This is a genomic window from bacterium (Candidatus Blackallbacteria) CG13_big_fil_rev_8_21_14_2_50_49_14, assembly GCA_002783405.1.
Taxonomy (GTDB): domain Bacteria; phylum Cyanobacteriota; class Sericytochromatia; order UBA7694; family UBA7694.
The window spans coordinates 91,397-106,375 of the sequence record PFGG01000072.1 but is presented as its reverse complement, the minus strand read 5'-3'; the positions used below and the strand labels follow the sequence as shown (position 1 = coordinate 106,375).

At 49.1% G+C, this 14,979-nt stretch carries 12 protein-coding genes and 1 pseudogene (1 of these 13 running past the window's edge); 11 read left to right on the top strand and 2 right to left on the bottom strand.

Going from position 1 to position 14,979, the window contains the following annotated elements:
* Positions 1 to 512: pseudogene (locus tag COW20_20465) on the top strand (transposase); it begins 1,183 nt to the left of the window's first position.
* 154 nt (positions 513 to 666) lie between these two features.
* Here COW20_20465 and COW20_20460 read toward each other — a convergent pair.
* Positions 667 to 1,362 carry a TetR family transcriptional regulator gene (locus COW20_20460; GenBank protein ID PIW45502.1) on the bottom strand — a complete coding sequence of 232 codons (696 nt, stop codon included), beginning with the start codon at positions 1,360 to 1,362 and terminating at the stop codon, positions 667 to 669.
* A 125-nt stretch (positions 1,363 to 1,487) separates the two neighbouring features.
* On the opposite strand from COW20_20460, the gene COW20_20455 reads away from it, so the two are divergent.
* The 9 genes from COW20_20455 to COW20_20415 all read left to right on the top strand — a co-directional run bounded on the left by COW20_20455 (position 1,488) and on the right by COW20_20415 (position 13,035).
* A complete protein-coding gene (locus COW20_20455; protein ID PIW45501.1) occupies positions 1,488 to 2,171 on the top strand; it encodes a short-chain dehydrogenase in 684 nt (227 codons plus the stop codon).
* Positions 2,172 to 2,223: 52 nt separating this feature from the next.
* Positions 2,224 to 3,180 (top strand): hypothetical protein, encoded by a 957-nt coding sequence (locus COW20_20450; protein PIW45500.1) that lies wholly within the window; start codon positions 2,224 to 2,226, stop codon positions 3,178 to 3,180.
* Between the two features lie 31 nt (positions 3,181 to 3,211).
* Positions 3,212 to 3,829, top strand: coding sequence for a hypothetical protein (locus tag COW20_20445; protein PIW45499.1), 618 nt, complete (start codon positions 3,212 to 3,214; stop codon positions 3,827 to 3,829).
* 78 nt (positions 3,830 to 3,907) lie between these two features.
* Complete coding sequence (locus COW20_20440; GenBank protein ID PIW45498.1) at positions 3,908 to 4,489, top strand: 30S ribosomal protein S5 alanine N-acetyltransferase; 582 nt, start codon at positions 3,908 to 3,910, stop codon at positions 4,487 to 4,489.
* The gene (locus tag COW20_20435) at positions 4,461 to 6,308 is read left to right on the top strand and encodes a hypothetical protein (protein ID PIW45497.1); all 1,848 of its coding nucleotides are present in this window, start codon (positions 4,461 to 4,463) and stop codon (positions 6,306 to 6,308) included. Before COW20_20440 ends, COW20_20435 begins: the two co-directional genes overlap by 29 nt.
* A gap of 46 nt (positions 6,309 to 6,354) precedes the next feature.
* Positions 6,355 to 9,804 (top strand): hypothetical protein, encoded by a 3,450-nt coding sequence (locus tag COW20_20430; GenBank protein PIW45496.1) that lies wholly within the window; start codon positions 6,355 to 6,357, stop codon positions 9,802 to 9,804.
* 120 nt (positions 9,805 to 9,924) lie between these two features.
* Positions 9,925 to 10,632, top strand: a complete 708-nt coding sequence (locus tag COW20_20425) for a hypothetical protein (GenBank protein ID PIW45495.1) — start codon at positions 9,925 to 9,927, stop codon at positions 10,630 to 10,632.
* A gap of 224 nt (positions 10,633 to 10,856) precedes the next feature.
* Positions 10,857 to 12,431 carry a thymidylate synthase gene (locus tag COW20_20420; GenBank protein ID PIW45494.1) on the top strand — a complete coding sequence of 525 codons (1,575 nt, stop codon included), beginning with the start codon at positions 10,857 to 10,859 and terminating at the stop codon, positions 12,429 to 12,431.
* Between the two features lie 13 nt (positions 12,432 to 12,444).
* Positions 12,445 to 13,035 carry a hypothetical protein gene (locus COW20_20415; GenBank protein PIW45493.1) on the top strand — a complete coding sequence of 197 codons (591 nt, stop codon included), beginning with the start codon at positions 12,445 to 12,447 and terminating at the stop codon, positions 13,033 to 13,035.
* Here COW20_20415 and COW20_20410 read toward each other — a convergent pair.
* On the bottom strand, positions 13,004 to 13,549 hold the full coding sequence (locus COW20_20410; protein PIW45492.1) for a hypothetical protein: 546 nt from the start codon (positions 13,547 to 13,549) through the stop codon (positions 13,004 to 13,006). The two genes, COW20_20415 and COW20_20410, sit on opposite strands and share 32 nt — an antisense overlap.
* A gap of 101 nt (positions 13,550 to 13,650) precedes the next feature.
* Here COW20_20410 and COW20_20405 point away from each other — a divergent pair, with 101 nt between their 5' ends.
* Positions 13,651 to 14,898: a sugar ABC transporter substrate-binding protein gene (locus COW20_20405; GenBank protein PIW45491.1), complete on the top strand. Its 1,248-nt coding sequence runs from the start codon at positions 13,651 to 13,653 to the stop codon at positions 14,896 to 14,898.
* Positions 14,899 to 14,979 lie beyond the last annotated feature (81 nt).

Here is a 14,979-nt window from a genome sequence, read left to right as displayed (position 1 = left end):
TGGACGAAGACAGAACTGTAGGTCTTGATGCTGAGGGGGCTTGTTATATAGTGGTCACCAACTTGCCTGCCAAAGAGCTATCCGCACCAGAAGCTATTGCTCTTTACAAACGGCAAAGCAAGGTTGAGAGAGGGTTTCGCTTTTTAAAAGGCCCTCAATTTTTCACCTCTGCCCTGTTTTTGAAAAAACCAGAACGGGTGCAAGGTTTACTGACCGTAATGACCTTGGCTTTGCTGGTTTATTCTTTGGCCGAGCGCAGATTACGCATGGCATTGACAGAAAAGAATGAGACTTTGCCAAACCAGATAAAGCAAGAAACGGCTACGCCGACCTTGCGGTGGATTTTCTATCTACTCAAAGACACCAACCGAGTATTATTGGAGATTCCTGGACAGCCAAAACAATGTTTAATTGAGGGGATTAATGAGCTTAAAACTAAGATTCTTAGACTCTTTGGGACACAAGTTGAACTTTATTACCAACTTAACTCCCTTGAGGGCTGCTCAATGTAGGTTTAGAGTTTGAGAACATTTTATTTTTTGAGTCTGACTTTGTAAACTTTAAATGACCCTTAGGAGAAGACTGCTCATTCCTAGTCTAGGATGCAAAGAGTTTGAACGCACCTGAAAAAGAGCATGAACTGACTTGCGTTTTGAGAAAGCATTGTCAAAGGGCTGAATCTTCTGTCTCTGTTTGGGCTAAGCGTAGTTTTTCAAGGCCTTCCAGCAGCAATTCCAAACCAAACGAAAAATCGTGCAGCCCCTTGTGCTGACCCGTACTGACCATTTCGGTTAATGCCTTGAGATAGGGTAAATCAGCCTCGGCGAGCAGAGGCAGAAAGCCTGACGCGGCCTGAGCATACTCAGAAGGTTCCAGGGGAAAATTCAGTTTCTGTAGGGTAAAACCATAGATATGGCTGTCGATTGCATTCCAGGCCCGATCGGCCAAAGCATAGCTGAACCCCGCTTCTCGCAAACACCCCAGCGTGGCATTGACATAGGCCAACATCTGCGGACCGATATTCATGCCGGAAACCAGCAAATGGGAGGCCCAGGGGTGACGCATGAGCGCGATATGTGCAGAGTGCGCCCGTTTGCGAATTTCAGCCTGCCAGTCTTTGCCGGGTTCAGGCCTTTCAATTTCAGCCATGATCAGCTCGACCATGCCATGCAAAACCTCTTCCTTATTGGCGACATGGTTATAAAGCGACATGGCTTCTACCTCTAATGTTTCAGCCAGTTTGCGCATTGAGAGTGCAGCGATGCCTTGGCTGTCAGCCAATTGAACAGCGGCTTGCAGTACCCTTTCGCGTGTGAGTCGGGGTTTGCCGGATTTCTTTTTTTCGGATTTTGAACTTGACATACTTACAGTGTAAGTATTATTCTAAAATCAGTCAAACTTACACTGTAAGTTTCTTGGTTTTGTCTAAAACCTGAATCAAAAGCGTGTGTTTGACGGTGAAACTGAACTGAAACAAGGAGCCGGCTATGAAAATTTGTATTGTTGGTATTTCGGGTAAGCTGGGGCAGTATATGTTGCAGCAGGCACTTGAAAGGGGCTATGAAGTGGTGGGGGTTTGCCGTGAAAGCAGTCTGCCTAAGCTGGAGGCCTATCGTGGGCGGGTGACACTGTTTGCCGGGGCAACCCATGATCGGGCTGTGATTCAGCAAGCAGTGCAAGGCTGTGATGGTGTGCTGACGGTCTTGGTGCCCTGGGGCATTCAACAATATGCCTCGGGGACCGCCCAGGCAGTGCTTGATTTTGCCCCTGAAAAGGCCCGCTTGATTTTCTCCTGTGGTTGGCATATCACACGCGATGGGAAAGATGTCTATTCACCGCTCTTTACAAGCATGGTCAAGTTCTTTGGCTGGTTGGCCCGTTTGGCCCGATTTGCTGAACTCGATGATCAGGTGGAAGCCACACGTCGCATCTTTGCCAGCCCGACCCGCTGGACGGTGGTGCGCGGCAGTGATCTCGAAGAAGGAGCAAGTGAGGGGCTGCCTGTCTGGAGTCAGCATGTAGGCGACCCGATTCTGAAGAGCAATCGCACCCGCCGGATTGATTTTGCGCTGTTTATGGTGGAAGCCTTAACAAACGATGCCTTGATTCATGAAGCCCCTGCGATTGTCGGTTGCAAGACTGCTTCTGCTTTGGCTTGTGGGGTGGTTTAAGTCTGGATTAGTTTTGGGGGTTAAACCTGGACTTATCGGGGAATACTAGAATATGAAAACATTCTTGGATTCTTGGCTGCGCCTGAGTTTGAGATGGGGTGGCTATAATTTTGTTGTGATAATTTTCTTTTTGCCTTATCTGTGGTGGCTTAAGGCGACTTTTGAACTCCTCTGCAAAATGCCAGATAACTATTATAGACTCTTTCCCCTTGCGAATTTAGGACTTTTTCTGGTTTTCAGTCTTTTGGAATATTACGCACTCTCTCGCACACTAAAGCTGAAAGAAATCAAGCATAGATATGTATTGTTATATTTAACTTTTGGAGGAAATCTGGCTGGCTTTCTTGCTATCGCAGCTAATTTTTTAGAGAGTCCATTCATTTTGCTTTATTTGATGACTATGTTTGCAGTTCTTTTATTCAAATATTTATACTCAGAGCATTGGCTTAATAGTTATTCTCAACAAAATGACCTGCCCAAGGGATTTTTACCGTTTTCATTTCCTTGGAATTGGCTGTGGGTTTTTCTTGGCTATGTCTTGATTTTGTGGTTCTCTCTCCCAAATTTAATCGGCGCTGATTGTCGATCACCCATCAGTACTGTGAAAGCGAATATGCATACCGTTCAGACCATGCTTGAAACCTATGGCGTGGATTGGGGAGGCACTTATCCGCTGCATTTCTCTCTGCTCAAACAAGAGGCTCAAACCGTGCGAAACCCCTATTGGAAGGCGTTTGTTAATCCCTTTAATATGCAGGGGTTCACAAGGGCCTATCAGGATTTTGATGCTGAAATCGGACTGCCCCGAAAGCCCAAACCGATTAGTTTTCTGGGCGTTGCCTATTTCTATCCTGCACTGAATGCCCCGCGCTATCAGCCTGGAAGTGTTTTGTTGAGTGCCTCCAATTGTGCTGGGAATTCATGTTTGCAATATTTTATCTATGGCACAGACGCCGAGGGGTATATACTCGAAGATCGACAGGTCCCTTTTGTTTTAAGTAATAGTTAAACTGAATTCAGTCTGCTGAAATGAGAATGAAATGCCCCTTCGGTTTTTAAATATGTCTGGCTTGCTCCTGATCTGGGTGGGATTGAGCTTTTATGGCAGTGAAGAGACCTTGCTGTTTAAAGGTGCTTCCCCTTTTTACCAGGGGTTTGCGGCGCTTGGACATCTGCTCTTGGTTCTGCTGCTGATCGTGGCCGTGATTGGGATTCAAACCGATCCCCGTACAGGGCGTTCCAAAACTACACGTGTGGGGGCCATTTTGATTCTGGTGGCAGCGGCGGGCCTGGCCCTGCGGGCCTTTTCCCTGTTTTTACTGGCCTGTTTGCCTGAGGCTCACACTTCTCCAGCCCTGCTGAGTTGGCTTGAATTCAGGCAGCCCCTTTTGCTCTGGCCCTTTGCGCTGGCTTTTTTACTGGGAGGGGGCGTATACAGTGCGGGTTTTTACCATATTGATGCCACCAGCCCATGGGCCAAGCGGGTTTTCATTGTGGCTTTGGTATGGCTGGTTTTGGGCAGTGCTGCTGTGACCTGGGCAGGACTGGCTCAGGTTTGGGTGCGCCAGGGATATCTGGCTTGGGTTTCACTCGGCTATCTTTGGATGGGAGCAGAGGTGGGGTTTCGCTGGAGGCCTTTGCGAGCCAATCACCCCTGAGTCTGAGACTGGAGTTTGTCTTCTCTCAGGGGTATACTGATTTTTCCGCTTGAACTCTTTGTATAGGAAGCCTGAGTTATGTCTTTGCCCTCTAAAATCCGCGCGCTCAGAATTCAGACCCCCCGCCTGATCTTGCGTCCCTTGGGGCCTGAGTTTGCGCCTCAGGTTTTGGATTACCATCACCGCAACCGCGCCTGCTTCAAACCTTGGAATCCCCGCGTGGGAACGAAATTTTTTACCCAGGAATTTCATCGCCAGCGCCTTGAAAATGAATTGCAGGAGAGCCAGGCGGGCAGGCTTTTGCGTTTGAGTATTTTTGAAGCGCAGGATCAAAACTTTGAACGGGTGATAGGGCATCTTTCGCTTTCCAATATTGTCTGGGGGGCCTTTCGCTCCTGCTTTTTAGGCTATGCGATCGATCAGCAGGTGCAGGGCAAGGGCTATATGACAGAGGCTCTGGGGGCGACTGTGGAACTGGCCTTTGCGCATTTCAAACTGCATCGCTTGGAAGCCAATATCATGCCCCGGAACCAGGCTTCGATTCGGGTGGTTGAAAAACTTGGCTTTGAGTGCGAGGGGCTTTCGCCCAAATACCTGAAAATCAACGGGGTTTGGGAAGACCATCTGCACTATGTCTTGCGAAACGGAATGCTTGAATAGGCGCATTCAAAGGTATAATACACTCCGAGCAAAAACGCGGGAAACAGAACACGAAAACATGCGCATTTTAATGACGATGTTTGGCTGGCAGGAAAGTGGGGGGGGAACCATTCTGCCGCGACAAATCGCCCTGGGTCTGCAAAGACGCGGTCACCAGGTCATGGTGATTTATGCTTCGACTGAACATATTCCCAATGCCCCGGCCTATACCCTGTCTGAACGCAGTGAAGAAGGCGTGCAGTTGATTGGCATTCACAACTGGGGCCTGATGATTAAAAACTGGGTGACCGCCTATTTGGGCGGCACAAATCCAGAACACGAAATTGAAAACCCTGCGGTCTGGGATATTTTCAGGGTGTACTTGAATAAGTTTCAACCGGATATTGTGCACTACCACAATTTCTATGCCCTTTCGATGGGCTTCACCGATTTGCCCAGAGCACAAAACCTGCCGACATTTTTTACGCTTCACAATTTCTGGCTGCTCTGTCCCACCTTGTATCTCTACTATCAAAACCAAGAGGTCTGTGCAGGGGTCAATGAAACGGGCAGCAATTGCTCACAGTGTACCCAGTCTTTTTTTAGGGGCTCGCTTTTTACCGAAAGACGCGATCGCCTGCGCGAAAAAGCCCATACCGATCTCACCCGCCTGTTTGTGAGTGCTCCCAAAATCAAAGAGATGCTGGAAGCCCAGGGCTACTGGCCTGAAAAAATCGAAGTGCTCAAATTGGGGAATCTGCGGGCAGTCAGAATTTGGGAGGGTTTGGGGCAGAAACGTGCGCCTTTTCAAGGCCCGACGATTCGCTTTGGGTTTATGGGCTCGCTTTTGCCTGTCAAAGGAATTCATATACTCTTTCAGGCGGTTCAGCTTCTGAAGGGGGATTTCAGCGTGCATGTCTATGGCGAAGCTTATCCAGAGCAACTGGATTATCTCAAAAGCATGGACCCCCTCAACCGGATTCGTTTGGAAGGTTCTTTCAAAGCTGAAGAACAACTCGCGGTGCTTGAAAAAATCGATGTGGGCATTGTGCCTTCCAGTTGCCATGAACAGGCGGGGATGGCGGTTGAAGAATTCCTTTCTGGAGGGGTGCCTGTGATCGTTTCAGATCGCGGCGGGCTTTCGTATTATTTGCAGCCCGGCACCGGGGCGATCTTTGAGGCGGATCAGCCCCAGCGTTTGGCGGAAGTGATGCAGGCCCTGATTGATCAGCCTGAACAGATTTGTATTTGGCAAGCCCAAATTCAGGCGCCTGTTTCGTTTGAACAGTATATTCAAGCCATGGAAAGCCGATACCACGAAACGGTTTTGAACCACAAAAGCCAGGATCTTCACAACCGCTTGGCTGCTGAACCCGGTCTGAACACGGGCTCAGAACCTGATTCTGAATCGCATTTTAAGATTTTGCTGGTATTGGATGCCTCAGAGGCCTGGCAGCCTGTTTTGAAAAGCTTTCTTGCAAGTTTTCAGGCCCATGATCCCCTTGAATTGGTTCTTTTGCCACAGAATTTAAGCAGTCAAGCCGCTCAGGATTTGCTGCTGGATTGGCTCGAAAGCGAGGGTTTGGATGCTGAATCAGGGCCCGAACTGCTTTTGCTGGAGCCCATGGAAGACTTGCTCGAATTGCAGGCGCTGCTTTCGGTCGTTCAGGTCTATTTTTGGTCTGAAACAGCGTTTCAAACCAATGAGCTGGCTCTCAAGGCGGGTCTGCCACTGGCGGGTTCAGCTTTGCCAGCAGAACTGAAGAGCGCAACCTCCCCCGCATTGGTTCAGGATTGGTTGCTAAAACTGGGTTTCTCGTATTTTCCAGGCAAGTCTTGAACGCTGTGCCCGATGTTTTGAATATGTGTTTTACTCTTCTTCATGCATGCTTTTTGCGAAACAGACGATGAAAAATAATCGTCTGTTTGTCTTGGGTTTTGTCTTTCCTGCTTTGCCAAAATGGATGGGGTTTGTTTTTTGTGCACTGTTTTTTCTGAGCATGGGGCAAGCCCTGGGCAGCCCTGCGCAGGCTGAGACCCTGCGAAAACCTGTTCAGCAAACTCTCCGGAATAACGCACTCAATACCACCACCCTGCGGCCTGGGCAAGAAAAATATACCCTGGGAAAAGAGATTGAGATTCTTGAAGACCCAGGCGGAACCCTGAGTTTTGAACAGGTCAGACAAAGCTGGGGGGCCTTTCGCAAGAGCAAGGTAGATATTCCCAATTTTTCTTTTTCTTCCTCTGCATTTTGGCTGCACTTTAAACTGCGCAACCCCATGATTCAGGAACAGTTGATGCTGCTTGAAGTGGGCCATCCCAATATTGACTCAATTCGCTTTTACCAGCCACGCCTGGATGGGGGGTGGAAGGAGGTTCCCGCAGGGCGTCGTCTGCCTTTTTCTGCGCGGGAATACAAACACCGCAATTTTGTTTTTGCTTTGCATTTGCAGCCCGGTGTCACGCGCGATTATTATCTGCGGGTAGAAAGCTCAGCAGCCTATTATGTCCCGCTTTACCTGCTCTCAGAACGGGCCTTTGCTCAGAAGGATCATGAAGCCCAATTGGGATTTGGCTTTTATTATGGTCTGATCTTTGTGATGATTTTTTACAATCTGGTGCTCTGGCTTTCTGTGCGGGATCGCAACTATCTCTATTATGTGCTGACGCTCTTTTTCCTGCATTTGCTTTTTCAGGCCACCAATAATGGCTTGGCCTATGAGTATCTTTGGCCTAACTGGGTTTGGTGGAGCAACCATTGTCTGGGCACATTTTTAGCGCTTTCGATCTTTTTTACGTTGACCTTCAGCCAAAGTTTTTTGCAAATTCGCGATCATGTGCCGATTTTGAACCGCCTGCTCAATCTCTTGAAAGGGTTGGCCTTGCTGTTGGCGGTCTTGAATCTGGCTCCAGATCATACCTTTCTCAGTTGGCTTTCGGTTTTCTGGGGCAGTAAAATCGCCATTGTGGCCACGCTGGGAATCTGGTTCTCGGGGGCTTTTGCCTGGCTGCGCGGCAACCCGACAGCCCGTTATTTTATGATTGCCTGGAGTTCTCTGGTTTTGGGAGCCCTGGTCACAGCCTTTACCGCCTATGGTTTGTTACCCACCTCTTTTTGGACTACCTATGCCCTGCAGATCGGCACGGGGATTGAAGTGGTGTTGCTCTCCATGGCCTTGGGAGATCGCCTGCGGGTCGATCAACGAAAAATTCTCGAGGCCCAAACTTCGCGTCTGCAACAGGAACAAATGGCGAAACAGGCGCAAGAGCGCATGGTTGAGCGTTTGAAAAAACTCGATCGCATCAAAGACGAATTTATCGCCAATATTTCACATGAGCTGCGCACCCCCTTGAATGGGATTATTGGCATTTCCGAATCGATGCTCGATGGCGCTACGGGTGCGATGAGCCAGGAACAGAAATACAATCTTTCCCTGGTCATTTCAAGTGGGCGGCGCTTGTTTCATCTCGTCAATGATTTGATTGACTTTTCTCAGCTCAAACACAAAGAAATTCAACTGCATCTGCGCCCGGTTTGGTTACGTGAGGTGGTCGAGGTGGTACTCAAACTTTCAAAGCCTTTGATCGGGCAAAAAGATCTGGTTTTGATCAACGCCATTCCAGAAAACGTTCCCCCTGTCATGGCCGATGAAGACCGCCTGCAGCAGATTTTACACAACTTGATTGGCAATGCGATTAAATTTACGTCCTCAGGCCAGGTGGAAGTTTCAGCGCATACCACGCGTGATTTTCTTGAGATTACGGTTTCAGATACGGGGCCTGGCATTCCTGAAGTCTGGCATGAGCGGATCTTTGAATCCTTTGAGCAAGCCGATGGTTCTGCGGTCAGAGAGTTTAGCGGAAGTGGCCTGGGCCTGGCTATTACCCGTCAACTGGTGGAGCTGCATGGGGGGAGAATCCGGGTTGAATCCAGTCCTGGGAAGGGAGCGCATTTTCGCTTTCTTTTGCCCTTGGCCCTGGAAATTAAACCGGCAGAACGCAAAGCCCCTCAGGTGCGCTTGTTTCCCAGTACGGGTGAGTTGGAAGAATCGCGGGAGATTGCCCGCCAGACCCGTCCTTTGGCAGAACTTCCCCCTGAAGAAGAAGCGCCTTTTCGTATCTTGATCGTCGATGATGAACCCGTGAATTTGCAGGTCTTGGTCAATATGCTGGCCCTGCAACGCTATTCGGTGACCAAAGCCAACAATGGCCAGGAAGCCTTGGATGCCCTGCAGAAGCAAACCTATGACCTGATTCTGCTCGATGTCATGATGCCCAAAATGTCGGGCTATGAGGTCTGTGAGGCGATTCGCCGTCAGTATCCTGCCAATGCCTTGCCGATTGTCTTTTTAACCGCTAAGAACCAGGTGGCAGATGTGGTACAGGGCTTTGATACCGGCGCCAATGACTATCTGACCAAACCCGTTTCCAAGAATGAATTATTGGCACGTATCAAGACCCATATTCATCTGTCTAAAATCAACCTGTCCTATGCCCGTTTCGTGCCCGATGAATTTTTGAAGTTTTTGGGGCATGAGAGCATTCTGGATGTGCGTCTGGGCGATCAAAGCCAGCAGGAAATGACGGTCATGTTTTCAGATATTCGCTCGTTTACCACGCTTTCAGAACAGCTCAGCCCCAAGGCCAATTTTGATTTCCTCAACGATTATTTGAGCCGAATCAGCCCGATTATTCGCGTCAATGAAGGCTTTATCGACAAATACATTGGCGATGGCATTATGGCCCTCTTTCCCCAAGACCCGCAGCAGGCACTGGATGCGGCGGTAGAGATGTTGCATGAGGTGACGCTCTTTAATTTGGAACGCAAGCAGGAAAACCAGCCTGCCATTCAGATCGGCATTGGTTTGCATACGGGGCTTTTGATGTTGGGCACGATCGGTGAAGATCAACGCATGGAGGGGACTGTGATTTCTGATGCTGTCAATACCGCCGCTCGCCTGGAGGGTTTGACCAAACTCTATGGCACGCCCTTGATTATCAGTGAGCAAACCCGTCAAAAACTCAGCCAACCTGAAAAATATACCCACCGCTATTTGGGTCGGGTGCGGGTCAAAGGCAAAGTTGAATCGATTTCGATCTATGAAGTCTTTGAAGACGGCCTGGTTGAAGATTTCCCAGCCCGTTTCAAAACCCTCGAGATTTTTGAAGCCGCTGTGGCTGCCTATCTTGAACGCGATATGGAGAAAGCCCGCGATGGCTTTCATGCGACCATCGCGCAGAATCCCCGCGATACGGCTGCCCGCTATTATCTTGAGCGTTCTGAACGGTTTTTGGCCCAGGGCCTGCCCGAGGATGTCAGTCCTGTTTTTGTCTGAAGTAATAAGATTATGTTAAATAAATGTTTTTATTGTGTTTTACAGCGAAAGACACGACAGGGTTTTTCTGATAAAATTGACATCTGATATTCTGTCAATTTTCAAAGGAGCATTCCAATCATGGCCAATACCTGGGTTCAGATATCCAACTCCGTACGTGTAGCGGATCCTGTTACGATGTTAGCCGCAGCTTACGAGTCCCGGGCGACACAAGTGGCCAAACTGTTTGTGCCGATTGCCTCTTTCGCTGGAGATACCGCCGTAACTGCCACCGATGGTTCTTTTAACTCCACGCCCGCTTCTACTCTGAAATCTTCAACTGCAATTCTGGCAACTCCTTCCAATATTCTCAATGTTCCTGGCCAGGCGACAACTGGGGCCAATTTGGTCACAGCCAAGCCTTTGATTGTGAAAGTAAAACGCGATCAATTCACCGGTGAAGTTTTGAACTATGGGGTGTTTAACGCCGATGGTTCTGTTCCCGGCCAAGTCGGTCCTGGGTATACGCCGGGTCAGGCTGGCGATCCTTTTGACCCCGCTCAGAATCCCCGTTATTTGGTTGACCGCATGACCGGCCAGATCTATCTCAACAATGCCGCTGGGGTGGTGGGGGTCAACTTAGATGCCAATGCGGGCGCTGAAATTACCACGGGTGCCGCAGGTGTCGGCAATGTTTTGGCCATCGTAGAGTTTAAAGCACTTGAAGGGGCTGCTTTGAGTACCGCTCAGCAGGCTGCCAGTGAGCTTTCCAACGTGATTCAGTCCTTGGCTACTTTGATTCGTGGCTTTAAGGATTCTGAGCGCAATATGCTCAATACAATCCGTTAAATTTTGTCATGTTTTAAGCCGCGTCCACGGACGCGGCTTTTTTATTGGGGATTGTTTAAAATCATTTAAGACTTTTTGTAAAGTTCTTCGCCATTGTGATCATATTTCAGGGGGGGGGAGCCTGAAACACCCGCTTTTTTGTCTGGGTTTTGGCACTTCGAAAATATCAGGGTCGAGACTGGTATAATGAGAATCCCAGAGTTAAAGAAAGAAAGATTCCGTCTATGTCCGCGTTTTTATCTGCCTCTCCCCAAATCAGTCTGACCAACCTCTTTTCAGAACCCTATAACAATGCCGTTGCAACAGCCCGCACCTGTTATTCAGCTGAGTTGGTAGGCGTTTCTGCCGTCAGTGGAAAGGGTTTGAGCACAGAGCAAAGTCTGCAAAAACAATTGCAACGCGATCGGATCGCTGCCAGCACCTATGAAGCGGGTCACCATACCATTCTGCAGCATGCCCATGCACAGTTTGCCTTAAGTGGGGTTTCCCGTCATTTTCTCTGGTCTTTTTTGCACGCTTTCCCCTATTACAACAGTGAACAGCAGAGCCAACGCTATGTACATGTCAGACCCGGCAAAGTGATTGAGCCCGATCTGGGGCACCCTGAATTGCAGGCTGTTTACCAGGAATGTATCGAAGATCAGACCGCCGTTTATGAGACTTTGACGCAGTCTCTGTTTGAGACAGCCGCTGAAGAGTATTTCAGAATTTTTCCGGGGCGTCGCAAGGATCGAGCCAAATATGAAAAAGACATCCGCAAACGCACCCAGGAAGTAGCGCGCTATGTGCTGCCGATTGGAACCTTTGCCACCCTTTACCATACGGTTTCACTGGTCACTTTGCTGAGATACCACCATATGGCCAACCAAATGGATGTGCCCGAGGAAACCCGCCTGATCATCGCAGAAATGGTCAGACTGGTCTGCGATGCGGATCCCCAGGTACAGAAACTTTTGGAATCCCCGCTGCTTTTTGAAGATATGCCGGAGAGTGCTTTCCTGCAGCGTGCCGGAAAAGCCAACCAGGCGTTTCTGGATGAGTTTGACAGTTCACTGGCGGGCAAGGTTTCCAAGCTGGTGGATTGGAAGCAAGCGGCTCAGGAGAGTATGGCGGCAGCGGTACGTGAAGTTTTGGGATTGGCAACCAGTGAACTCACCGATTGTGAAGCACTTGAACTGGTTTTGAATCCTGCCCAAAACAGGATTTTATCCACAACCCTCAATACCACCGTACACTCCAAATTGACGCGGGTGCTTCACCATCCGCACTATACGTTTCGCAAAAAAATAAGCCATGCTGCAGATTCTCAGGACCAGCGTCACCGCATGGTTCCAGGTTCACGGCCGGTATTGGGGCTGCATTTGAATACGCAGCCAGATTATATTACCCCCCGGCTTTTAAAGGCCGATGCCCCCAGTTTGGCACTTTATGAGGCTGCCATGGAGCGGATCTGGCAACGCGTCAATCAGCTCATTTCTGCAGGGGTTTCTGTTGAAAAAGCGTCCTATTTGCTTCCCAATGCTGTCAGCATTCGTTTTACGGAGTCGGGTGATTTGCTCAATCTTCACCATAAGCTCAAAGCAAGGCTTTGTTATAACGCCCAGGAAGAAATCTGGCAGGCCTCCTTGGATGAATTGGAGCAGATTTCAGCGATTCACCCCGAAATTGGGAAGTACCTTCGCCCTCCCTGTGGGCTACGTCAAATGGGAGGCAGAACACCATTTTGCCCCGAAGGACAGCGTTTTTGTGGTGTACCCGTCTGGAAAAAAGAGCCCACAGAATATGCGCGTTTGCTCTAAAAGGAAAAGGATCATGTTGAAACGAACCCTGCTTCTGATTACCCTTTGTACTTTGACGGCCTGTGATGACCCCAGCACGCCTGAAGTCAGCCCTTCGGCACAGCCTTCTGCGACTGCGGTTTTGAGTGCTGTGCGCAAACCGACCGATCTCGACAGCTTTATGAATTCACTGATGGGCAATGAATCCAAAACCTGGCAGGTGGTCAAACGCTTGGAAGGAACGGTGGATATGAGCCAGGAATGTTATTTGGATGATCAGATTCGCTTTACACGCGGCAACCATAAAATTGAGCTTTTGACAGGTTCCAGCCTCTGCCGGACAGAAAAGGCGGCGACAGCAGATCGCCAAGGTGGCTGGCAGATTACAACAGCGCTGAATGTTTATATCAGTCTCAACCAGGAATTGCCCTATGAGCTCAAAGTCAATGTTCTGAATGATCGGGAAATGGAACTTGCCTATTTTTCAGATGCCGGAAAACATGTCACTGAAACCTATGTCGCGATTGATACTGGGCCCGGTTCGAAAGCAAGTGCGGCACCTTCACGGCCTGTGCCTGCTCCCACCACCTCGCCTAAGCCGACGCGGGGTTTGTTTCCTTTTTGAGGTCGGGGTCCGCTGGATAACGATTCAGGATCAGGGCGATCCAAACATTGTAAAAGACACTCACAAGCCCCCAAGTCAGCCCGACAATCACGCCTAAATCGACCAGCCCCCGCCAGGGAAGGGGCAATTCCCTTACCAAAAGCACCAGCAGGCTGATGCCCCCTGTTAGTGCCCAGGCCACAATCCGTGTTCTTTTACTGGCAGCGTAAAATCCCATGCAGAAGAAGGGCGCAGCAAGCAGATCCTGAAAATTTCCGGACTGTTTTAAATGCAGGGCCCGTGCTGCGTAGCGGGGGGCAAAGGATTTTTGAAAGCCTCGGTAACCTTCAAAATACGCCATAAACAGAATCCAGCCAATACAAAAGATCATCTGTGCAGGGGTGGGCGGATTGTAAAAGCTGCCGCCTACAATCGGCCAGAGCTTTAGCAGCGCTTGCAGGATAATGCCCGCCAGGGCAGCAACTCCCCACAGAGCGCCGAGCCATCTGCTCAAGGTTTGTTTAGGCTTCGCCATCGCGATTGACTTCAAATCTTTGCATACCCACAGCATACCTGAAGTTCGCTCAGATCTGCAGCTTGATTGGCGATAGGCTGGGAAACCGCTATACTGGGGGCATGCGAAAATTTACATCTCTCCTTCTCCTCGCCTTGGGTTTATTCAGTGCCTGTCAGCATCAAACCTCTGAAGAATCCTTGCGTTTTTCAACCTGGGGTAGCCCTGAAGAAATGGCGATTTTAAACCCTTTGCTGAAAGAGTTTCAAGCACTTCACCCTGAAATAAAATTGGAAGTGATGCATATTCCCGACAAATATTTTCAGAAACTGCATACGCTGATTGCCGCCAATCTCTCGCCGGATGTGATCTTTGTCAATAATATTCAATTTCCAGTCTATGCTTCGAACCAGGCCTTTTTACCGCTTGAACCCTTTTTAAGTCACAGCACGGTTTTGCATGCCGAGGATTTTTATCCCCAAACCTTGGCGGGCTTCCGTTGGCAGGGTTCTTTGCAGGGAATTCCCAGAGATGCCTCCAATATGGTGATTTTTTACAATCAAGAACTCTTTGACAAAGCTGGCCTGGCCTATCCCCGTTCAGACTGGACCCTTGAAGAGATGCTGAAAACCGCTCAAAAACTGACTCTGGATCAGAATCGCGATGGGCATCCTGAACAGTTTGGCATTTCCTTTCAAAATCATTTTTTGTTTTGGACACCTTATCTTTGGAGTGCAGGCGGAGATTTTTTCAGCCCCGATCAGAAAAAGGCAAAACTGGAAACGCCAGAGGCCATTTCAGGCATTCAGTTTCATGCTGATTTACGCCACAAATACCATGTGGCTCCCACTTCTGCTGAAGCGGGAAGCAGTACCATGTCTCAGCTTTTTGTTCAAGGCAAGTTGGCGATGGTGGTCAATGGTCGTTGGGCCGTTCCGCTTTATCGCCAGAATTTAAAATTCAAATGGGATATTGCCCCCTTCCCCCAGGGAAAAGCGGGCTCGATTGTGGATGCCGATGCCTCGGGTTGGGTCATTTCCAGAAAATCGAAACATCCTGAGCAGGCCTGGAAACTGATCGAGTTTTTGGCGGCAAGAAAAGCCTCCGAAGCCTTTACCCAACCGGGTTTGATTATTCCCGCCCGCAAAGATGTGGCGCAATCAGCTGTTTTTCTGGCCCCTGGAAAATCGCCAGCTTCAGCGCACTATTTTTTAAAAGCGCTTGAAACAGGGAAACCCACGCCTGCGATTCCCTATTGGAATGAATTGCTTGAGGTTTTGAACCGTTCACTGGAACCCGTCTGGGACGGGCGAGCTTCAGCCCAGGATGCTTTAAAAGGAATAGATCAGCGTCTTGAGCCCTTATTGTAAAACTTGAATATGTTTTCAAGACTTTACAGAAATCTTGATTCTTGCGTAAAATAAACGTAATCAATCTAGAGTTTGGGCTGT